General features: G+C 64.4%; 22 protein-coding genes. 10 read left to right on the forward strand and 12 right to left on the reverse strand.

Annotated elements, in window-relative coordinates:
• Nucleotides 1-24: 24 nt before the first annotated feature.
• Complete coding sequence (locus PPL01S_RS05365) at nt 25-390, reverse strand: YbaN family protein (RefSeq protein ID WP_016391094.1); 366 nt, start codon at nt 388-390, stop codon at nt 25-27.
• Nucleotides 391-397: 7 nt separating this feature from the next.
• Nucleotides 398-985, reverse strand: coding sequence for a YecA/YgfB family protein (locus PPL01S_RS05370; RefSeq protein WP_016391095.1), 588 nt, complete (start codon nt 983-985; stop codon nt 398-400).
• 244 nt (nt 986-1,229) lie between these two features.
• Here PPL01S_RS05370 and recQ point away from each other — a divergent pair, with 244 nt between their 5' ends.
• Entirely contained in the window at nt 1,230-3,374 is a 2,145-nt protein-coding gene (gene recQ / locus PPL01S_RS05375; RefSeq protein WP_016391096.1) for a DNA helicase RecQ, read from the forward strand.
• A gap of 138 nt (nt 3,375-3,512) precedes the next feature.
• Nucleotides 3,513-3,950, forward strand: a complete 438-nt coding sequence (locus PPL01S_RS05380) for a MarR family transcriptional regulator (RefSeq protein ID WP_016391097.1) — start codon at nt 3,513-3,515, stop codon at nt 3,948-3,950.
• A 105-nt stretch (nt 3,951-4,055) separates the two neighbouring features.
• Here the strand turns inward: PPL01S_RS05380 and PPL01S_RS05385 are convergent, their stop codons facing one another.
• Entirely contained in the window at nt 4,056-6,242 is a 2,187-nt protein-coding gene (locus PPL01S_RS05385) for a patatin-like phospholipase family protein (RefSeq protein WP_016391098.1), read from the reverse strand.
• A 67-nt stretch (nt 6,243-6,309) separates the two neighbouring features.
• Between PPL01S_RS05385 and PPL01S_RS05390 the strand changes: the two genes are divergently transcribed.
• The gene (locus PPL01S_RS05390; RefSeq protein ID WP_028625165.1) at nt 6,310-6,591 is read left to right on the forward strand and encodes an Rdx family protein; all 282 of its coding nucleotides are present in this window, start codon (nt 6,310-6,312) and stop codon (nt 6,589-6,591) included.
• On the opposite strand, the gene PPL01S_RS05395 is transcribed toward PPL01S_RS05390, so the two are convergent.
• Entirely contained in the window at nt 6,592-7,482 is an 891-nt protein-coding gene (locus PPL01S_RS05395; RefSeq protein WP_016391100.1) for a DMT family transporter, read from the reverse strand.
• A gap of 91 nt (nt 7,483-7,573) precedes the next feature.
• Entirely contained in the window at nt 7,574-8,347 is a 774-nt protein-coding gene (locus tag PPL01S_RS05400; protein ID WP_028625164.1) for an AraC family transcriptional regulator, read from the reverse strand.
• A 126-nt stretch (nt 8,348-8,473) separates the two neighbouring features.
• Between PPL01S_RS05400 and PPL01S_RS05405 the strand changes: the two genes are divergently transcribed.
• Nucleotides 8,474-9,280: a UDP-2,3-diacylglucosamine diphosphatase gene (locus PPL01S_RS05405; RefSeq protein WP_028625163.1), complete on the forward strand. Its 807-nt coding sequence runs from the start codon at nt 8,474-8,476 to the stop codon at nt 9,278-9,280.
• Between the two features lie 3 nt (nt 9,281-9,283).
• Here PPL01S_RS05405 and PPL01S_RS05410 read toward each other — a convergent pair whose 3' ends face one another.
• Nucleotides 9,284-9,595 (reverse strand): Mpo1-like protein, encoded by a 312-nt coding sequence (locus PPL01S_RS05410; protein ID WP_016391103.1) that lies wholly within the window; start codon nt 9,593-9,595, stop codon nt 9,284-9,286.
• Between the two features lie 153 nt (nt 9,596-9,748).
• Between PPL01S_RS05410 and PPL01S_RS05415 the strand changes: the two genes are divergently transcribed.
• The gene (locus PPL01S_RS05415) at nt 9,749-10,813 is read left to right on the forward strand and encodes an AraC family transcriptional regulator (RefSeq protein WP_028625162.1); all 1,065 of its coding nucleotides are present in this window, start codon (nt 9,749-9,751) and stop codon (nt 10,811-10,813) included.
• Here the strand turns inward: PPL01S_RS05415 and PPL01S_RS05420 are convergent.
• On the reverse strand, nt 10,770-12,224 hold the full coding sequence (locus tag PPL01S_RS05420; protein WP_016391105.1) for a TrkH family potassium uptake protein: 1,455 nt from the start codon (nt 12,222-12,224) through the stop codon (nt 10,770-10,772). The genes PPL01S_RS05415 and PPL01S_RS05420 overlap by 44 nt on opposite strands.
• A gap of 182 nt (nt 12,225-12,406) precedes the next feature.
• On the opposite strand from PPL01S_RS05420, the gene PPL01S_RS05425 reads away from it, so the two are divergent.
• Nucleotides 12,407-12,964 (forward strand): NAD(P)H nitroreductase, encoded by a 558-nt coding sequence (locus PPL01S_RS05425; protein ID WP_016391106.1) that lies wholly within the window; start codon nt 12,407-12,409, stop codon nt 12,962-12,964.
• A 122-nt stretch (nt 12,965-13,086) separates the two neighbouring features.
• Here the strand turns inward: PPL01S_RS05425 and PPL01S_RS05430 are convergent, their stop codons facing one another.
• The 5 genes from PPL01S_RS05430 to PPL01S_RS05450 all read right to left on the reverse strand — a co-directional run bounded on the left by PPL01S_RS05430 (nt 13,087) and on the right by PPL01S_RS05450 (nt 16,742).
• On the reverse strand, nt 13,087-14,424 hold the full coding sequence (locus PPL01S_RS05430) for a sensor histidine kinase (RefSeq protein WP_028625161.1): 1,338 nt from the start codon (nt 14,422-14,424) through the stop codon (nt 13,087-13,089).
• Between the two features lie 62 nt (nt 14,425-14,486).
• Nucleotides 14,487-14,903 (reverse strand): Spy/CpxP family protein refolding chaperone, encoded by a 417-nt coding sequence (locus PPL01S_RS05435; RefSeq protein WP_016391662.1) that lies wholly within the window; start codon nt 14,901-14,903, stop codon nt 14,487-14,489.
• A gap of 188 nt (nt 14,904-15,091) precedes the next feature.
• A complete protein-coding gene (locus PPL01S_RS05440; protein ID WP_028625160.1) occupies nt 15,092-15,769 on the reverse strand; it encodes a response regulator transcription factor in 678 nt (225 codons plus the stop codon).
• Nucleotides 15,770-15,847: 78 nt separating this feature from the next.
• The gene (locus tag PPL01S_RS05445; RefSeq protein WP_008091826.1) at nt 15,848-16,147 is read right to left on the reverse strand and encodes a YciI family protein; all 300 of its coding nucleotides are present in this window, start codon (nt 16,145-16,147) and stop codon (nt 15,848-15,850) included.
• A gap of 1 nt (nt 16,148) precedes the next feature.
• The gene (locus PPL01S_RS05450) at nt 16,149-16,742 is read right to left on the reverse strand and encodes a septation protein A (RefSeq protein WP_016391664.1); all 594 of its coding nucleotides are present in this window, start codon (nt 16,740-16,742) and stop codon (nt 16,149-16,151) included.
• 67 nt (nt 16,743-16,809) lie between these two features.
• On the opposite strand from PPL01S_RS05450, the gene PPL01S_RS05455 reads away from it, so the two are divergent.
• From PPL01S_RS05455 to scpB, 4 genes are read left to right on the forward strand one after another with little or no spacing between them, the layout of a single operon-like run.
• Nucleotides 16,810-17,670 carry a PHP domain-containing protein gene (locus PPL01S_RS05455; protein ID WP_016391665.1) on the forward strand — a complete coding sequence of 287 codons (861 nt, stop codon included), beginning with the start codon at nt 16,810-16,812 and terminating at the stop codon, nt 17,668-17,670.
• Nucleotides 17,671-17,683: 13 nt separating this feature from the next.
• Nucleotides 17,684-18,313 (forward strand): L-threonylcarbamoyladenylate synthase, encoded by a 630-nt coding sequence (locus PPL01S_RS05460; RefSeq protein ID WP_016391666.1) that lies wholly within the window; start codon nt 17,684-17,686, stop codon nt 18,311-18,313.
• Nucleotides 18,310-19,164 carry a segregation and condensation protein A gene (locus PPL01S_RS05465; RefSeq protein ID WP_028625158.1) on the forward strand — a complete coding sequence of 285 codons (855 nt, stop codon included), beginning with the start codon at nt 18,310-18,312 and terminating at the stop codon, nt 19,162-19,164. Before PPL01S_RS05460 ends, PPL01S_RS05465 begins: the two co-directional genes overlap by 4 nt.
• A complete protein-coding gene (gene scpB, locus PPL01S_RS05470; RefSeq protein WP_016391668.1) occupies nt 19,151-19,921 on the forward strand; it encodes an SMC-Scp complex subunit ScpB in 771 nt (256 codons plus the stop codon). Before PPL01S_RS05465 ends, scpB begins: the two co-directional genes overlap by 14 nt.
• Nucleotides 19,922-19,959 lie beyond the last annotated feature (38 nt).

The following is a 19,959-nucleotide window of genomic DNA, read 5'->3' on the forward strand; positions in this document are numbered from 1 at the left end:
CATCGCCGGCGCTGACGATCCAGCTCAACCAGGCTTGCGCAGGGTCTTCTGCTTGAGGATGTACAGGCTCACCAGCACCGCACTGGTGAGCATGAACGCGCGCGCCCAGAACAGCGGCACCAGGTAGCAGGACAGGCTGATGCTCGCCCACATCAGCCCGATGGCGTAGACCTTGCCCTTGAGCGGAATGCCCTCACCGCTCAGGTAGTCGCGTATCCACGGCCCGAGTTTCGGATGGTTGACCAGCCAGTGGTGAAAGCGGGGCGAGCTGCGGGCGAAGCAGGCGGCGGCCAGCAGCAGGAAAGGGGTGGTGGGCAACACCGGCAGGAAGATCCCCAGCACCCCCAGCGCGACGCTGAGCCAGCCGATGGCCAGCAACAGGTAGCGCACGGCCGACTCAGTGGTGGCGTGGCTTGAGCAGCGCCGGCTTCTCGTCAGGAGCGTGCAGCAGCAGGAACAGTGCACTCAGCGCCTCGGGGATCTGCACGATCATGTCGTCCTGCAGGTTGGCGTTGCTGGCGATGTCGGCGAACTCTGGCTGCTCGTCGAACAGGCCCGAGCCGACCATGATCGGCAGCAGCATCTCGCTGACTTCCTCTTCGGCGTTCTCGAACCAGGCTTCCTCGCGCAGGAACACGCCCTCCATGAAGCCGATGCACCAGCCGCGCAGGTCGGAATCGTCCGGTTCGTCGGTCAGGTCCAGGTCGCACGGCAGGTCGAATTCTTCGTCGCTGGCCAGCTGGCGGGCGATGTGGCCCTTCAGTGCCACCAGGGTCGCTTCGATTTCGGTGCGCTGGGCATCGCTGGCGTAATGGGGCTCTTCGGCGAACAACGCGTCGATCCATTCACGCTCGGGGACTTCTTCCGAGCAGATCGACAGCGCGGTCAGGTAGCCGTGGGCGGCGACGTAGTCCAGCGCTTCTTCGTGCAGCTCATCGGCGTCGAGGAAGGCTTGCAGGCGGGTCAGTTGCTCGGCGAAGGACATTAAGGGCTACCTTGGGGGAATAAACGATAGTGAATTCTAGCACCTTGCGGTGATGGCGGTGCAAAGGGAACGTCTGTCACCCGGGCATCCTGCCGGGAGCGGCACTGCGGTATACTCCGCGATTTTTCATGCAGAGGCGGGGTTTCCCGGCCGTCTGGCAAAAGCCGCTTACGCATTCGGCGTGTGCGGAGCGGGTTTTTCGTCCAGCCTGTGTCCAGGATGGTACGGCGATTTGGAGTTGCACATGCTCGAACAGGCTCAGCGCGTTCTCAAGGATATCTTCGGCTACGACAGTTTCCGCGGGCGCCAGGCAGCGATCATCGAATGCGTGGCCAGCGGCGGCGATGCGCTGGTGCTGATGCCCACCGGTGGCGGCAAGTCGTTGTGCTTCCAGGTGCCGGGGTTGCTGCGCCCGGGCTTGACGGTGGTGGTGTCGCCGTTGATCGCGCTGATGGACGACCAGGTCGCCACGCTGGACGAGCTGGGCGTCGCCGCCGCGGCGCTGAACTCCACCCTGAGCGCGGAGCAGCAGCGCGACCTGGCCGGGCGCCTGCGCCGTGGCGAAGTGAAGATGCTGTACCTGGCGCCGGAGCGCCTGGTACAGCCGCGCATGCTGGAGTTCCTGCGCGGGCTGGACATCGCCCTGTTCGCCATCGACGAGGCCCACTGCGTGTCGCAATGGGGCCATGACTTCCGCCCCGAATACCTGCAGCTCGGCCAGCTGGCCGAACTTTTCCCGCACGTGCCGCGTATCGCCCTGACCGCCACCGCCGACATGCGAACCCGCGAGGAGATCGTCCAGCGCCTGCACCTGCAGGGCGCCGAACGCTTCCTGTCGAGCTTCGACCGGCCGAACATCTTCTACCGCATCGTGCCCAAGGAGTCGCCGCGCAAGCAGCTGATGGCCTTCCTTGGCGAGCGCCGTGGCAATGCCGGCATCGTCTACTGCCTCTCTCGCAAAAAGGTCGACGAGACCGCGGCGTTCCTGTGCGAGCAAGGCTTCCCGGCGCTGCCTTACCATGCCGGCCTTGCTGCCGAAACACGGGCCGCCAACCAGCACCGCTTCCTCAATGAGGAAGGGCTGATCATGGTCGCCACCATTGCCTTCGGCATGGGCATCGACAAGCCCAACGTGCGCTTTGTCGCCCACCTCGACCTGCCCAAGTCCCTCGAGGCCTATTACCAGGAAACCGGTCGTGCCGGCCGCGATGGCCTGCCGTCCGACGCCTGGATGGCCTACGGCCTGCAGGACATGGTGATGCTCAAGCAGATGCTGCAGAACTCCGAGGGTGACGAACGCCACAAGCGCGTCGAGCAGCACAAGCTCGATGCCATGCTGGCCCTCTGCGAAGAGACCCGCTGCCGTCGCCAGTCGCTGCTGGCCTACTTCGACGAAGTGCTCGAGCAGCCGTGCGGGCATTGCGACAACTGCGTCGACCAGATCCAGACCTGGGACGCCACCGAGCCTGCGCGACAAGCCTTGTCGGCGGTATTCCGCACCGGCCAGCGCTACGGGGTAGGTCATCTGGTCGATGTGTTGCTGGGCAAGGACACCGAGAAGGTGCGTAATTTCGGCCACGAGAAGCTTGCGGTGTTCGGCGTCGGCAAGGCACTGGCCGAGGCCGAATGGCGTTCGCTGTTCCGCCAGCTGGTGGCCCGTGGCCTGGTCGACATCGACCTGGAAGGCTACGGTGGCCTGCGCCTGGCCGACAGTTGCCGGCCACTGCTGCGTGGCGAGGTCACCTTGCAGCTGCGCCGCGACCTCAAGCCGCAGACCGTGGCCAAGGCTTCTTCCAGCGGCGGCAGCCCGGCCAGCCAGCTGGTGCGGACCGAGGAGCGGGAGCTGTGGGAGGCCCTGCGTACCTTGCGGCGCAAACTGGCCGAGGAGCACAGCGTGCCGCCCTATGTCATCTTCCCCGACTCCACGCTGCTGGAGATGCTGCGCAGCCAGCCGACCAGCCTCAGCGACATGGCCCAAGTCAGCGGTGTGGGCGCGCGCAAGCTGGAGCGCTATGGCCAGGCCTTCCTCGAAGTGCTCAACGGCGCAGGTGGCACCGAGGAGGCGCCGAAAGTGGTGCTCGACCTGCGCCACGAACTGGTCAGCCTGGCCCGTGCCGGCATGACCCCGGCGCAGATCGCCGGCCAGCTCAACTGCAGCGAGAAGAACGTCTACAGCCTGCTGGCCGAGGCCCTCGGTCGCCAGGAACTGAGCCTGGACCAGGCGCTCGACCTGCCGGAAGACCTGCTGATGGAGATACAGGATGCCTTCCTCGATGGTGAAGGGGAGCTGCCACCGGTGTCAGTCATTGCACCCTTGTTCGGTGCCCGGGTACCGGAAGGAGTGCTGTACTGCGTACGCGCAGCATTGGCGGCAGAATTCGAGTTGTGATTGAAGACATTTCGGACATCTACTGACCTGTGGCATCCTTTTTGACGATTATCGGCCCCTGGTGTGGCGGTCAGTCTTGCTTGAAGGCACAGGGCATGGTTAGCTGCCTAATAATTAGTTCCAGTCCATGAGTTCTTTATGCCCCTGACCGACAATCAACACCGCTTTGGCATGCAGCTGGCCCAGATGTCCAGGGGTTGGCGTGCCGAACTGGATCGCCGCCTGGCCGGGCTCAACCTGTCCCAGGCGCGTTGGCTGGTGTTGCTGCACCTTGCACGATTCGAAGAAGCGCCAACCCAGCGCGAACTGGCCCAGAGTGTCGGCGTCGAAGGCCCGACTTTGGCGCGCCTGCTCGACAGTTTGGAGAACCAGGGCCTGGTGCGCCGCCAGGCGGTGCTGGAAGATCGCCGGGCCAAGAAGATCCAGCTGTGCCCGCCGGCCAAGCCGTTGATCGACCAGATCGAGACCATTGCCAATGCCTTGCGCCTGGAGCTGTTCACCGGGGTGGACGAGGCGGACCTGCAAGTGTGCATGCGGGTGCATGCGAAGATTCTGGCCAATCTGGAAAAATCCTGAGTTGCTGGGGCCGCTTCGCGACACAAGGCCGCTCCTACAGAAAACGGCGATCTCTTGTAGGAGCGGCCTTGTGTCGCGAAAGGGCTGCAAAGCAGCCCCAGCAATCTAGAAGGTATGCCCCAGGTTCAGATACACCGCCTGCTCATGGGCACTGTTGGCCCCATAGCTCAGGTTCAACGGCCCCAGCGGCGTCTCCAGCCCGAGGAAGATGCTTGCTGCGTTGATGTACCCACTGTCGAACTCATTGTCATTGTTCCAGGCCCGGCCGCGCTCCAGCGAGCCGCCGATGTACAGCGGGAATTCCAGCGGCAGGTAGGCCCGCGGCGTCAGGCGGCGGTAGTAGACCACGCGCATCAGGCTCAGGTTCTGCCCTGACACCGAGTCCTGGCGGAACCCCGACAACTCTCGTGCGCCACCGATCACGAAGCTCGATGTCACCACTTCGGTGGCATCCAGCGTACGCCCGTAGCGGCCCCCCAGTACCCAGGTATCAGGCCCGCTGCTGAAGGCCTTGTCCAGGTTGAACAACCATTGGCGGTACGATTCGTCGGAGTCCAGCGACTTGTCGTACTTGCGCAAGGTCAGGCCGATGTCCTCGCCACTGTGCGGGAAGTAGACGTTGTCGAGGGTGTCGAACGAGTACTTGAGCTCATAGAAGCCTTCGTTGAAGCTGACCGTAGGCAGGTCCTGGTCACCGATGCGGACCTCGGCTTCGCCCCAGGCCTTGCCTGCCCCCAGACGCACTTCGCCATAGGTACCGATCTGCCGGCCGAAATTGAGGCCGAAACCATAGCGTTCAAGTCGATACTCGGCGATCGGGTCGTTATCCAGGGTGGCTTCGATGTTCTGCGAGCTGAAGTCCAGGTAAGGCGCGATGAAATACCTCGAACCCACATCCAGCGGCTGGTAGAACTCGCTGTACAGCTCCTGCTGGTCACCGATCTGTGCGCGCGTGAGCCATTCCGCGCCGAGCTGGTTGATGCCGTTGACCCGGTAGCTGGCGCCCAGGTTGAAGGCGCTGTCACCGCGCAGGTCATCCGAAAGGTTCAAGCCCAGGCGCAAGTAATCGGTGCCGCCGCGCTTGCCACGGGCATTGATCACCAGGGTGTTTTGCTCGCCCTTGTGCACCACGCGGTATTGCACCCGGTCGAAGTAGTCCAGGCCATACAGGGTGCCCATGTCGGTCTGCAGGCGGTCGAGCTCCAGCGGCTCGCCAATCGGCTGGCGGATGTAGTAGCGGATCACATCGTCGCTGACCTTGGAGTCGTTCTCCACGCGAATCGCTGTGATCACGGGGGTCCGCTGGCGCGGTGAACGGGCCACCGCCAGCTGCGCATCGCCTTCGGATTGGCGCAGCGCGGCAAGGCGCGGTTCGAGCAGTTGCGCGGCTCGGTAGCCCGCTTCGATCATGTCGCGCGCGCGGCCGAAATCGGTGACGCCGAACGCGGCCAGCTGCGGTTGGATGAGGATGTCGTCGCGGTGAAGGCTGGCCAGTTGCTCCTCGGAATTGCGCCGGGTCATGAGGGTGATCGACTGGTTGAGCACATCGACTACCGTGGCCAGTTGCTTGCGGTCACGCAGCGGGGTGCCGATATCGACCACGATGGCCAGGTCGACCCCCATCTCGCGGGCCACGTCCACGGGAATGTTATCGACCATGCCGCCGTCCACCAGCAGCCGGCCGTCCAGCTCCACCGGCGCGAACACCGCCGGGATCGACATGCTGGCGCGGATCACCTGGGGCAGGTGACCCTTGCTGAACACCACTTTCTCGCCACTGGCGATGTCGGTGGCCACGGCGCGAAAAGGGATCGGCAATTTGTCGAAGTCGCGGGTGTCGGCGGTGTGGGCCAACTTGCTTTCCAGCAGCAGGGCCAGGTTCTGGCCCTGGATCACGCCCAGCGGCAGGCCGAGGCTGCCGTCATCGCGAAAGCTCAGCTTCTGCTTGACCAGGAAGTCGCGGTCATCCTGCTTGCGCCTGAACGGTACGTCCTTGCGCGGCGGAGCATCGGACAGCGCCTGCTGCCAGTCGAGCGTGGTGGCCAGTTTCTCCAGTTCCTCGACGCTGTAGCCCGAGGCATACAACCCGCCAACCACCGCCCCCATGCTGGTACCGGCAATGGCATCGATGCGCACGCCCTGTTCTTCCAGCGCCTTGAGCACGCCGATGTGCGCCAGGCCCCTGGCGGCGCCACCGGAGAGCACCAGCCCGACCTTGGGCCGGGCCGCTTCGGCGGCGAGCGCGGAAATGCAAGTGAGCATCAGCAAAAGGCAGAACAGCAGGCGGCGCATCGTGAGTCTCAAACCCGGGGCTAAAGACCGCTAGTATAAGCGGCCCCTTACCTCGAGAGACTTGACCATGGCCGATACCAAGCCGGAAATTGTCATCACCTATTGCACCCAGTGCCAGTGGCTGTTGCGCGCAGCCTGGCTGGCCCAGGAGCTGCTCAGCACCTTCTCCGACGACCTTGCCCGGGTGGCGCTCGAGCCGGGCACTGGCGGTGTGTTCCGGATTACCTGCCAAGGCGTGCAGATCTGGGAGCGCAAGGCCGATGGCGGGTTCCCCGAAGCCAAGGTGCTGAAGCAGCGGGTTCGCGACCAGATCGACCCGCAGCGCGACCTGGGCCACAACGATCGCTGATCAGGCGCCTTCGGCCACTGCGCGCGGTTTGCCGGGCTGCTCGGCCGCCAAGCGGCTGGACAGCACGATGGCGAAGATGATCAGTGCACCGCCCAGCAGCATGCGCAGGGTAGGCGTTTCGGCGAACACCACCCAGGCCACGGCAATGCCGTAGACCGGCTCCATGCCGAATACCACGGCCGCCGTGCGTGCCTTGATCACCGCCAGGCTGGCGACGAACAGGCTGTGGGCGACGCCGGTGCAGAAGATGCCGAGCAGGGCGATCCACAGCCAGTCTCCGGGTGCGACCGTCGCCAAGCCTGGTGCGGCCACCGGCAACAGGCAGAGGCCGACCACCAGGTTCTGCCACAGCGCTGCCTGCACCGCGGGCAAGCGGCCGGAACCTGCGCGGTTGGTCAGCGACAGCAGCGAGAACAGCAGGCCCGAGAGCAGGGCCCAGAGCAGGCCGCCGGTGGCCTCGCTGGCCAGGTCGAAGGACGGTGTCACCAGGACCAGGCCGATGCTTACCAGTACCACCAGCACCGCTTCGTTTCGGCGGATGCGTTCACGGAACAGCAGCCCTTCGAGGATCACCGTGAACGCCGGGAAGCTGGCGAAGCCGAGGGTGGCGATGGCTACGCCGGCGACCTTGACGGCAATGAAGAAGCTGACCCAGTGACCGGCCAGCAGCACCCCGCCGAGCAGCAGGCGGCGCATGTCGCGTCCGCTCAGGCGTTGCCAACCCGGGCCGGTGAGGCTGGCGAACAGGGTCAGGGCGAGCACGGCGAATGCGGCACGGCCGAAGACGATGATCGCCGGGCTGGCGCTGGCGGCGAGTTTGCCGAAGACGCCGGTCAGGCCGAAGAACAGCGCGCCGATGTGCAGGGCGCCGAGGGCGGTGCGGTGGTTCATGGTGGTCCTTGGGATCATCGTTGTCTTTGCCGGCGATAGCGCCGGTACAGACACAGTGTAAAACGTCGAGAAACCAGAATCTGTCGCCAGGCTAGCGCCGGTTGTCGCCAGACTCTCGCCGCAAGACCCTGGGTGTACACCCGAACGCCCGCAATATCGCCGCCGAAAACGCGCTCTGCGAGCTGTATCCCACCTGCACGGCAACTTCACCAACGGGCAGCGCCGTTTCTCGCAGCAACCGCCGCGCCTTGAGCAAGCGCCGTTGGCGGATATATTCCATCGGCGTCATCCCGCACTCGAGTGCGAAGCGCGCATGCAGCCGCGCGCTGGACAGCCCGGCGATGCGCGCCAGGTCGGCGACCTGCAATGGGTGCGCCGCATGCTGTTCGACATGGCTGTCGAACGCGGCATAAGGCAGGCGATGACTGGGCGTGATGACGGCTGAAGCCGTGGGGTTGAGACTGGCCAACAGCAGCGCTGCACCTTGCCGGGCAAACAGCGGGTCATCCACCGGGCTGGCTGCCAGCCAGTCCACCAGTTGCTGCTGGCGGCTGTCCAGGTCCAGCGCGGCCGGGCGGTCGAGCAGGCGCCGGCTGGCATCGGTGTGTTCACCCAGTTGCTCGCGCAACCAATGCTCGCCCGGTACATCGAGCACCAGGCAGTGGCTGCCGCTCTCACTGCCACAGCTGTGATGGGCCCCGGCAGGTACCACCATCAGGCCCTGGCGGTCGAGCCGCGCACCGTGCCCTTGCACCTCGAAATCCAGGCTACCCCGCAGTCCGAACACCAGTTGCGGGTGTTCGTGACTGTGAGCGATCAGGTCGTCGCGGTAATGGCGCAGGGAAAGAATCGGGCCGGCGGTCATGGGGCGTCCTCGCGGGGCAGGCAACCATTGTGCCCCATTCCCCGCAGGTCATCACCCGCCCCATCGCTGCCACCAACCTGTCATCTGCGCCTGCCAGTCTCCAGCAAACAGCGCCGGAGCCCGTCCATGACTCACGCCGAACTTTCTCGCCCTTCACGCAAGCAACGCGTGCGCACACTGTGGATTTCCGATGTGCACCTGGGTACCCGCGATTGCCAGGCCGAACACCTGTCGCAGTTCCTCAAGGGCTATCAGGCTGATCGCGTCTACCTGGTCGGCGATATCATCGACGGCTGGAAGCTGCGCAGCGGCATCTTCTGGCCTCAGGCACACACCAATGTCATCCGCCGTTTGCTGACCATGAGCAAGCGTGGCACCGAGGTGATCTACGTCACCGGCAACCATGACGAATTCCTGCGCCGCTATTCGAAACTGATGCTCGGCAACATTCAGTTGGTGGACGAGGCCGAGCACTTGACGGCGGACGGGCGCCGTCTGCTGGTGATCCATGGCGACCAGTTCGACGTGATTACCCGCTACCACCGTTGGCTGGCGTTTCTTGGCGACCGTGCCTACGAGCTCACCCTGGTACTCAACCGCTGGCTCAACCGTTGGCGGGCGCGCTATGGCTACGGCTACTGGTCGCTGTCGGCCTACCTCAAGCACAAGGTCAAGGGCGCGGTGAACTTCATCAGCGATTTCGAGGACGCCATTGCCCACGAATGCACTCGCCGGGGTTTTCACGGAGTGGTGTGCGGGCATATCCACCATGCCGAGATCCGCACGGTGGGCGAGGTCGAATACTTCAATTGTGGCGATTGGGTAGAGTCTTGCACGGCGCTGATCGAGCACTGGGACGGCAGCATCGAGTTGTATCGGCTGGCCGAGGCGCAGCAAACCGTGCAGGCCGCCGCGCTGCGCGAACCTGCCTGAGCCCTAGAGGCTGATCTTGCCCAGCAGGATGTCGCGGAACATGGCGAAATCGCCGATCAGGCTGTACAGCGGATGCTTGAAGGTGGCCGGTCGGTTCTTCTCGAAAAAGAAGTGCCCGACCCAGGCAAAGCCATAGCCGAACAGCGGCACGGCCAGCAGCAGCATCCACTTGCCGCTGCCGATGGTATAGGCCAGCAGGGCAATGACCAGGCTGGTGCCGACAAAGTGCAGGCGCCTGCACGTGGGGTTGCTGTGTTCGCCCAGGTAGTAAGGGTAGAACTCGGCAAAACTGCGAAACTGCGCTGTGGTGGTCATCGCAATGCTCCGGGATTATCACTTTTTGACAGGATACACGGCGTGGAGCCTGAAACGAGTCTAGAGTCATTGGCGGAGCCGGCCAGTGACAATAGGCGCCAATTGAGTATCCTTAGGTTCACCGCATGAAGCGGTCAGCATAAGAAGCCTGTCATGAGTGAGAGAACCACGTCAGCCAGCTGGGCATCAGGGATCGTCAAGGCACTCGAGCTGGAAGGGCTCGACTGCCGTGCCATGTTCAAGCAACTGGGGCTCGATTTTGCCGCTCTCGACGACCCGGATGCGCGGTTTCCACAAGACTCCATGACCCGCCTGTGGCAGTTGGCGGTGGAGCTGTCCGGCAATGAAGCGATCGGCCTGAACATGGCGCGGGTGGTGCGGCCGGCATCGTTCCACGTGGTGGGCTATGCGTTGATGTCCAGCCGCACACTGGCCGAAGGTTTCGAGCGGCTGGTGCGCTACCAGCGCATCATCGCCGAAAGCTCCGACCTGAGCTTCCGCCTGGGGCCTGAAGGCTACTCCCTGATCCTCACCGTGCACGGCGATCACCTGCCGCCGACCCGGCACAGCTCCGAGGCGTCGCTGGCATGCGCACTGGCGCTGAGCACGTGGCTCAGTGGCCGGCCCATACAGCCCAGACGGGTGTTGATCCAGGGGCCGCAGCCGAAGAATATCGAACCCTACAAGGTGGCGTTTCACTCACCCCTGGTGTTCGGCGCACCACACGATGCGCTGGTGTTCGAGCGCGCCGACATGGAAGCCCCACTGCCGACCGCCAACGAAGCCATGGCGGTGCTGCATGACCGGTTCGCCGGCGAGTACCTGGCGCGCTTTTCCGAAAGCCGGGTCACCCACCGGGTACGCCAGGTGCTGTGCCGCATCCTGCCCCAGGGCGAGCCCAAGCGGGAGACCCTGGCCCAGGCCCTGCACCTGTCCCAGCGCACCCTGCAACGCCGTCTGCAGGAAGAGGGCACCAGCTTCCAGACGCTGCTGGACGACACCCGGCGCGAGCTGGCCGAGCAATACCTTGCCCAGCCGGGCATGACCTTGTTGGAGGCCGCCTACCTGCTGGGCTTTGCCGACCCCAGCAACTTCTACCGGGCGTTCCGCCGCTGGTTCGACGTCACCCCCACCGAGTACCGCGCCCGCCTGGGCGGTGCGCAACCCATCGTGATCAATGACGCCAGAACGCCGGCATACATAGCACCAGCACCGTGATGATCTCCAGGCGCCCGAGCAGCATGCCGCTGGCGAGGATCCACTTGGCGGCATCCGGCAGCGAGGCATAGTTGCCCGATGGGCCGATCACTTCACCCAGGCCCGGGCCAACGCCCGAGACGGTGCCGGCGGCGCCGGTCAGTGCAGTCATCCAGTCCACGCCCAGCAGTGACAGCAGCAATGCCATCACGCAGATGGTGATGGCGAAGAAGAACGAGAACGTCAGGATCGAACGCACGATCTCTTCGTCGAGGCGGTGGCCGTTGTACTTCTGCTTGATCACCGCGCGTGGGTGGATCAGCTGGTTCAAGCTGGCCTTGAGCAGGATATAGGCCACCTGGAAGCGGAAGATCTTGATGCCGCCAGCGGTCGATCCGGAGCAGCCGCCGACGAAGCCCAGGTAGAAGAACAGCATCAGCGAGAAATTGCCCCACAGGCTGTAGTCACCCAGCGCGAAGCCGGTGGTGGTGACCACCGAGGTCACGTTGAGCGCCACGTGGCGCAAGGCGTCCAGCCAGTGCAGTTTGGTCGTGGCCCAGTACCAGGTGCCCAGCACCAGCCAGGTGACCACCAACATGCCGAGCAGCCCCTGCACCTGTTGGTCGCGGATCAGCGCCTTGCGGTTGCCGCGCAGGGTCGCCACGTAGAGGGTGAACGGCAGGCTGCCGAGGATCATGACCACCACGGCTACCCAGTGCACCGCCGGGATGTCCCATTTCGCCAGGGACTGGTCCGAGGTCGAGAAACCCCCGGTGGAAATCGCCGACATGGCGTGGTTGATCGCATCGAAGGGGCTCATGCCGGCCCACCAGAAGGCCACGGCGCCGAGTACCGAGAAGCCGACGTAGACCCCCACGATCGACTTGGCGACCATGTGCGAGCGCGGCATGACCTTTTCCGAGCGGTCGGAGGATTCGGTCTGGAACAGGCGCATGCCACCGATGCGCAGCAGCGGCAGGATCGCCACCGCCATGGCGATGAAGCCGATGCCGCCGAGCCAGTGCAGCATCGAGCGCCACATCAGGATGCCCGGCGACATGCTGTCCAGCCCGCTGAGCACCGTGGCGCCGGTGGCGGTGATGCCGGACATGCTCTCGAAGAAGGCGTCGGTGTAGCTGATGTGCTGGGTCAGCAGGAAGGGCAGGGCGGCGAACACGCACACCACCAGCCAGCTGCTGACGGTGAGCAGGTACATGTCGCGCGGACGCAGGTGCACATGTTCGGGGCGGCCCTGCAGGACCATGGCCAGGCCGGCGACGAAGGTGATAAGGCTGGACCAGAGGAACGACGGCATGTCGCCGGTGCGTTCGAAGATCACCAGGGTCGCCATGGGCACGACCATGCTGACCGCCAGGGTGATGAGGAAGATGCCGATGATGAAACCAATGATCCTTAAGGTCGGCAAGGCCATGTGATCTGCTCTGACTCTGAACGGAAGGGCGCCATTCTACCTATGGGTCTGGCAGCTGCAAGCCGCGAGCTACAAGCTGCAAGAAAAAGGCTTGTGCACCGGGTCGGCGCCCTCTTGGCGCTTGCAGCTTGTAGCTTGCAGCTTGAGAATGGCCGCACATTCACCTGCCAGGAGGGTAGCCGATGGAGGCTCTCGACGCATTGCTCAACCGTGTTTCCGTGCCACGCCTGACTGATCCTGCGCCCAATGACGCCCAGCGCGAGGCGCTGTTCCAGGCGGCGCTGCGCGCGCCTGACCACGGCCAGCTGCGGCCCTGGCGCTTCCTGACCATCGAGGGCGAGGGGCGGGAGAAGCTCGGTGAGCTGTTTGCCCAGGCGCTGCAGCACAAGGGCGATGCGAGCCAGGCTGCGCTGGACAAGGCGCGCGCCATGCCGTTGCGCGCGCCGTTGCTGATCGTGGTGATCGCCAAGCTGCAGGACCACTTCAAGGTGCCCAAGTCCGAGCAGCGCCTGGCGGCGGGCTGCGCGGCCCACGGCATCCTGATCGCGGCGCATGCCCAGGGCATCGGCGCGGTGTGGCGCACCGGCGACATGGCCTTCGATGGTTTCGTGCACAAGGGATTGGGGATGGCCGAGAACGAGGAGTTGATCGGTTACCTGTATGTGGGGACGCCGATGGCAGAGCCGCGTACGGCGCCGATTCTGGAGACAGCCGAGTTCGTCAGCGCCTGGGGCGAGTGATGCATTGCTGCCCATCGCCGGCAAGCCGGCTCCCACAGGTACAGCGCTGGCCGTAAGGCTTGTGCCATACCTGTAGGAGCTGGCTTGCCGGCGATGGGCTGCGCAGCAGCCCCTGTCCCCCATCAGATGCTCGAAACAGCCTCAGGCAACTCCAGGCGGGCGACAAAACCACCTTGCGGATGATTCTCCAGCACCAGGCTGCCGCCGTGGCGCTCCGCCGCCTTGCGCGCAATCGCCAACCCTAGCCCATGGCCTGCCGCATCCTGCCCCGGCGCCCTGAAGAATGGCTCACCCAGTTGCGCCAGATGCTCCGCAGCCACCCCCGGCCCATGGTCGCGCACGCTCACCACGATCAGCTCCTGCTCACGCCCGGCGCGAATTTCGATCGGCTGCCCCACCGGATTGAAGCGCAAGGCATTGCGCAGCAAGTTGTCCACGGCACGCTCGATCAACGTCGGCCAACCCTGCAGGGTCAACCCCGGCTGGGCCTCCAGCTTCACTTCCTGCTCCGGTGCGCTGAGCTGGGCATCCTTGCGCACGCTGCCGAGCAACATGTTGAGGTCGACGGTTTCGGCATGTGCCTGCTCGGCATCGACCCGGGCCAATGTCAGGATTTCGCTGATCAGGTCTTCCAGGCGGTCGCACTCACGGGTCAGGCGTGGCCACAGCGCCTGGCGCTGATCCGCCTCGGCGCGCTCGGCCAAGGCCAGGGCGATACGCAGGCGAGCCAGGGGCGAACGCAGTTCGTGGGAAACGTCGCGCAGCAGCTGACGCTGGCTGCCGATCAGGCTCTGCAGGCGAGCGCCCATCTTGTTGAAGTCCTTGGCCAGCACGCCGAATTCATCGCGTCGCGCCGACAGGCGGGCCAGGCTGTTCTGTTGGTAGGTGGTCTGGCCGAGGTCGTGTACGGCGCCGCGCAGGCGGCTCAGCGGGCGGGTGATCGACAGGGTCACCAGCAGGCTGAACAGGGTCAGCACCACCAGGGCAATGCCCAGGGCGCTCAGCGGCCACAGCAGGCTCTCGCGGTGCCAGGCGTCCAGCTCGGGGTGCGGAATACGGTAGATCAGCAGGTAGGTTTCACCGCTTTCGGGGCTGGTGTATTCCTCGGTCAGGCGGCGCCACGGCAAGCGGCGCTGGTCGTTGTGCTGGCGTGCCTCGAAGGCTGCGGCGCGGCGCGGGAAGGTGCCGGGCACCACGGCCGCGCCGCTGTCGTCGAGCACCTGCACATCGATCTTGTAACGTTCTCTGCGCCGTTCCAGGAACATCTGCGCAGCCTCCACGCCTTCTTGCTCGTAGTGCTTGGCCCAATGGCTGGCCAGGGTGTTGAGGCCGGGGTGGCGGCTGAGGATCCAAGCGTCCTGGTTGAGCATGTGGCCCAGCAGGATCGACAGGCCGGCAACCAGCGTGATAGCCAGCCAGAAGCTGGCCAGGATGCGCCAGAACAGAGAACGCAAGAGCACCTCCTGTAAACGGGAAAAGCCCGGCCCGCGGGTGGGCGCGGGCCGGGCATCGGTGGGATAGCTTACTGGGCCTTGTTGCCTTTTTCAGCTTTCCAGGCCTGGAACTCCTTCCATTCGGCCTTGCGTGCTTCACGCTCTTTCTGCAGTTCGTCGAACTTCTTCTGCTGGTCAGGCTTGAGCAACGCGCGGATCTGGCTTTCGGACTTGTCGTGGCTGGCCTTGAGCTCATCTTTCATGGCCTTCTGCTCGGCGGCTGGCAGTTTGGCCATGTAGCGTTCGGTGATGTCGTGGCGGTTTTTCATCTGCTCGCCCATCAGCTTGCGGATCTCCTGGCGCTGTTCACGGCTCAGGTCCAGTTGGGCGAAAGGCGCATCACCGCGATGATGCGGGCCGTCGTGACGCTGGCCGCCTTCAGGCATGGCCATGGCCACGGTCGGCAGGGCGGCGGCGAACATCAGGGCGATAAGGGTCTTGCGCATGGTGTCTCTCCTTTCATGGGCCGGTGGTTACCGGATGAGCACAGTCTAGGGAGATCAAGGTCAAGCGCAGTCAGCGAAGCGTAAAGGCTAGGTAAAGAAGCAGCGGCAAGTTGCAAGCTGCAAGCGACAAGAAACAGCGTGCGAGTGGATACTTTTCTTGTGGCTTGAAGCTAGAAGCTTGTGGCTGATCAAAGGCTGTAGTAGTACCCACGGCTGCGCAGGGCGACGATGCGCGGGCGGCCGTCGGCATGCGGGCCGATCTTCTTGCGCAGATTGCTCACGTGCATGTCCAGGCTGCGGTCATACAGGGTCAGCTTGCGGCCCAGGCCGATCTGTGCGAGCTCCTGCTTGTCCAGCGGCTCGCCGGGTTGGCGCAGCAGGGCTTCGAGGATGCGGCTTTCGGACAAGGTGAGGCTCATCTCCCGGCCGTCGATGCTGACCACGCCACGGACCGGGCTGAAGGCCAGGTCACCGATCTCCAGTTGCGTGCTGGCGGCGGTCGGGTGGCTGCGGCGCAGCACGGCCCGCAGGCGCGCGGTGAGCTCACGGGGGTCGCAAGGCTTGGCCAGGTAGTCGTCGGCGCCCAGTTCCAGTCCGAGGATGCGGTCCAGCGGTTCGCCGCGGGCCGAGAGCATCAGCACCGGCAACTCGGTATGTTCGCTGCGCAGCTGCTTGAGCAGCTCCAGGCCACTGCCGTCGGGCAGCATCACGTCCAGCACGACCGCTGCAGGCTCGTGCTCGGCCAGGGCCTGGCGCGCGCTCTGGCCGTCGTGGCAGGCGCGCACGGCAAAACCTTCCTGGATCAGCCAGCTGCCGAGCAGCTCGCAGAGTTCCTGGTCGTCATCAATCAGTAACAGCTCGCTCATGACTCACTCAATTCAAATCGACGGCGTCTGACGTGTCCGCCAGTGGCAAAGATACAGCAGACACCGCCAATTTGTCGGTTATGGCAAGACTTGCTTGAAGGGCTTGACGATCACCTTGTCGTACACGCCCGCGGCGATGTACGGGTCGGCATCGGCCCAGGCCTGTGCGGCAGCGAGCGAGTCGAACTCGGCGACGATCAGGCTGCCGCTGAAGCCGGCTTCACCCGGGTCGTTGCTGTCGATGGCCGGGTGCGGGCCGGCCAGTACCACGCGGCCTTCGGCCTTGAGTTGCTGCAGGCGCTCGATGTGCGCCGGACGTGCGGCCAGGCGCTTTTCCAGGGAGTTCGCGACGTCGCTGGCGATGATGGCGTAGAGCATGTCAATCCTTGGTCTTGGAGGTGGAGGGGTCGTCGTGCAGGTGGCGCGACAGGTACACACCCTGCGCCACCAGGAAGATCACGGTCATGCCCAGGCTGCCGAACACCTTGAAGTCGACCCAGAAGTCCTGGAAGGTGAAGGCGACGAACAGGTTGGCCGCGCCGCAGAACAGGAAGAACACGATCCAGGCCAGGTTCAGGCGAGCCCACACGGCGTCGGGCAGGGTCAGGGCGTGGCCCATGATGCGCTTGATCAGGACTCGGTCGCCGATGAAGTGGCTGCCGGCAAAACCCAGGGCGAACAGCCAGTTGACCACCGGCGCTTTCCATTTGAGGAAGGTTTCGCTGTGGAAGGTCAAGGTCAGGCCGCCGAACACCAGGCAGGCGACCAAGGTCAGCCACTGGCCCTTTTCCAGCTTGCGCTGGCGCAGGAACAGGGCGCCGTACACCACCAGCGAGCTGATGATCAGCATTGCCGTGGCGCTGTAGATGCCGCCGAATTCGAAGCTGTGGCCAGCGACTTCCATCGGGCGTGGGTCGAGCTTGTAGACGATGAAGAACAGCAGCAGCGGGATGAAATCGATGAATTGTTTCACAATGGCAGCCAGAATCGGGATGTGACGGCATAATAACAAACATCGATTCCAGCGAAAGCGCTCCTCCATGAATGTTGATCTGCACTGTCACAGCACGGCCTCCGATGGCGCCCTGTCGCCTGCGGTCCTGGTCGCCCGGGCCCATGAGCACGGGGTGCAGACCTTGGCCCTGACCGACCATGACACCCTCGAAGGCCTGCCAGAAGCACGCCAGGCCTGCGCCGAGCTTGGCCTGCGCTGGGTCAGCGGCGTAGAGCTGTCGTGCACCTGGGGCGGGGCGACCATTCATGTGCTGGGCTATGATTTCCCCCTCGATGCCCCGCCCCTGGCCGAGGCTATCGAAGCCTTGCACCGTGGCCGCTGGCTGCGCGCGGAGGAAATCGACAAACGGTTGGCCGCCAAAGGCATGCCGGGCGCCCTCGATGGCGCTCGCGCCATGCAGCAGGAGCTGGGCGACAGCGGCAACGCGCCGGCGCGGCCGCATTTCGCCGAGTTCCTGGTGCGCGCGGGGCACGTCAAGGACCGCGGCGAGGCGTTTCGCAAGTGGCTGGGGGCGGGCAAGCTCGGTGACGTCAAGCAGCACTGGCCGACCCTTGAAGAAACTGTTGCCACCCTGCGTCAGTCCAATGCGTGGGTGAGCCTGGCCCATCCCATGCACTACGATCTGACCCGCAGCAAGCGCAGGCGGCTGATTGCCGACTATATTCAGGCAGGCGGGCAGGCACTTGAGGTAGTCAACGGGATGATGCCGGCCGAGCAGGTGGGCACGATGTCCATCCTCACCCGTGAGTTCGGCCTGCTGGCAAGCGCCGGTAGCGATTTCCACGGCCCCGGCACCTGGGGCGAGATCGGTGCCTACCGGCCATTGCCCGAGGACCTGCCACCTCTGTGGCGCCGATTCAGCCATGAACAGCCTTTGGCGGTATGAACAGGACGACTACGTGAGCCAATTTTTCCAGATTCATGCGGAAAACCCGCAGGCGCGCCTGATCAAACAGGCTGTCGAGATCATTCGCAAGGGCGGTGTGGTGGTGTATCCCACCGACTCGGCCTACGCGTTGGGTTGCCAGATCGGCGACAAGAACGCGATCGAACGGGTTCGCCGCTTGCGCCAGCTGGACAAGCAACACAATTTCACCCTGCTGTGCTGCGACCTGTCGCAAATGGGGTTGTTCGCCAAGATCGATACCTCCACTTTCCGCCTGCTCAAGGCGCACATTCCCGGTCCCTATACCTTCATCCTCAATGCCACCCGGGAAGTGCCGCGGCTGCTGATGCACGAGAAGCGCCGTACCATCGGCCTGCGCGTGCCGTCCAACCCGATTGTCCTGGCGCTGCTCGAAGAGCTGGGCGAGCCGTTGATGAGCGTGAGCCTGATCTTACCGGGCGACGAAGAACCCATGACCGACCCGTACGAGATCCGTCAACGCCTGGAGCACCATGTCGACCTGATCATCGATGGCGGCTTCGGTGACCTCAAGGCCTCGACCATCATCGACCTGACCGGCGATGAACCGGCTTTGATCCGCGAAGGTTGCGGCGATCCCACACCGTTCCTGGTCAACGCGTGAGCATGTTGGAAACCCCTGAGGCACCTGGCATCGCAGCCGAATCGCCACAACAATTGCAGCTGGCCCTGGTCTACGGCGAAGCCCTCACCGAAATGCCGCTGGACCTGTACATCCCGCCGGACGCCCTGGAAGTCATCCTCGAGGCGTTCGAAGGCCCGCTGGACCTGCTGCTGTACCTGATCCGCAAGCAGAACATCGACATCCTCGACATCCCCGTGGCGGAGATCACCCGCCAGTACATGGGCTATGTCGAGCTGATGAAGAGCGTGCGCCTGGAGCTGGCCGCCGAATACCTGGTGATGGCCGCGATGCTGGCCGAGATCAAGTCACGCATGCTGCTGCCACGCTCGGTCGAGATCGAGGAAGAGGAGGGCGACCCGCGTGCCGAACTGATCCGCCGGCTGCAGGAATACGAACGGTTCAAGGCCGCCGCCGAGGGCATCGACGCGCTGCCCCGGGTCGGTCGCGATGTCGTCGTGCCGCGCCTGGAAGCGCCGCAGGCCAAGGTGCGCAAGCTGTTGCCGCAAGTCAGCCTGGAAGAGCTGCTGGTGTCCATGGCCGAGGTCATGCGCCGCAACGACCTGTTCGAGAGCCACCAGATCACCCGTGAGACCCTGTCGACCCGTGAGCGCATGGGCGATGTGCTCGAGCGCCTCAAGGGTGGCGGCTTCGTGCCCTTCGTCGAGCTGTTCGGCGTCGAGGAGGGCAAGCTGGGCGTAGTGGTGACCTTCATGGCGATTCTCGAGTTGGTCAAGGAATCGCTGATCGAACTGGTGCAGAATGAGGCATTTGCGCCGATCCATGTGCGGCTGCGCGCCGAGTCTGTCGAAGAAACCGATGAACCTGAATGAACCCCGCGACCTGGCGTCGCTGATCGAGGCGTTTCTGCTCGCCTCGGGCAAGCCGCAATCGCTCGAACGCCTGTACGAGCTGTTCGAGGAGGCCGAGCGCCCCGAGCCGAAGGTCTTCAAGAAGGCCCTTGAAGTGCTGGGCAAGTCCTGCGCGGGCCGTGCCTTCGAGCTCAAGGAGGTCGCCAGCGGCTATCGCCTGCAGATTCGTGAAGATTTCGCGCCCTGGGTGGGGCGGCTGTGGGAGGAGCGCCCGCAGCGATATTCCCGTGCGCTGCTGGAAACCATGGCCCTGATCGCCTACCGCCAGCCGATCACCCGCGGTGAAATCGAGGATGTGCGTGGCGTGGCGGTCAACAGCAATATCATCAAGACCCTGATGGAGCGCGAGTGGATTCGCGTGGTCGGCTACCGCGAGGTGCCCGGGCGGCCGGCGATGTTCGCCACCACCAAGGCGTTTCTCGATCACTTCAACCTCAAGAGCCTGGACGAATTGCCGGCGTTGGCGGAGCTTCGCGAGATGGAGCCGGAGCCGCTGCTCGATCCGGATGACGCGCCGGTGCCGGCGCACATTCAGGCGTTGGCCGATGCCAGTCTGGGTGAGCCAGAAGCAGCGGTCGAGCCGAAGGAGGAGACCAGTTTCCGCAGCCTGCTGGTGGAACTGGATGCCATGGAAGAGGGGCTGAAGACCGATTTCGATGATTTGCGCGAAGAAGAGCCGCAGGCACCGGCGGAAGAAGAGGGCAAGGGGCAGCACTGAGCCTTCGCTGGCCTCATCGCTGGCAAGCCAGCTCCTAC

The sequence above is a fragment of the Pseudomonas plecoglossicida NBRC 103162 = DSM 15088 genome (assembly GCF_000730665.1).
GTDB classification, from domain to species: Bacteria; Pseudomonadota; Gammaproteobacteria; order Pseudomonadales; family Pseudomonadaceae; genus Aquipseudomonas; species Aquipseudomonas plecoglossicida.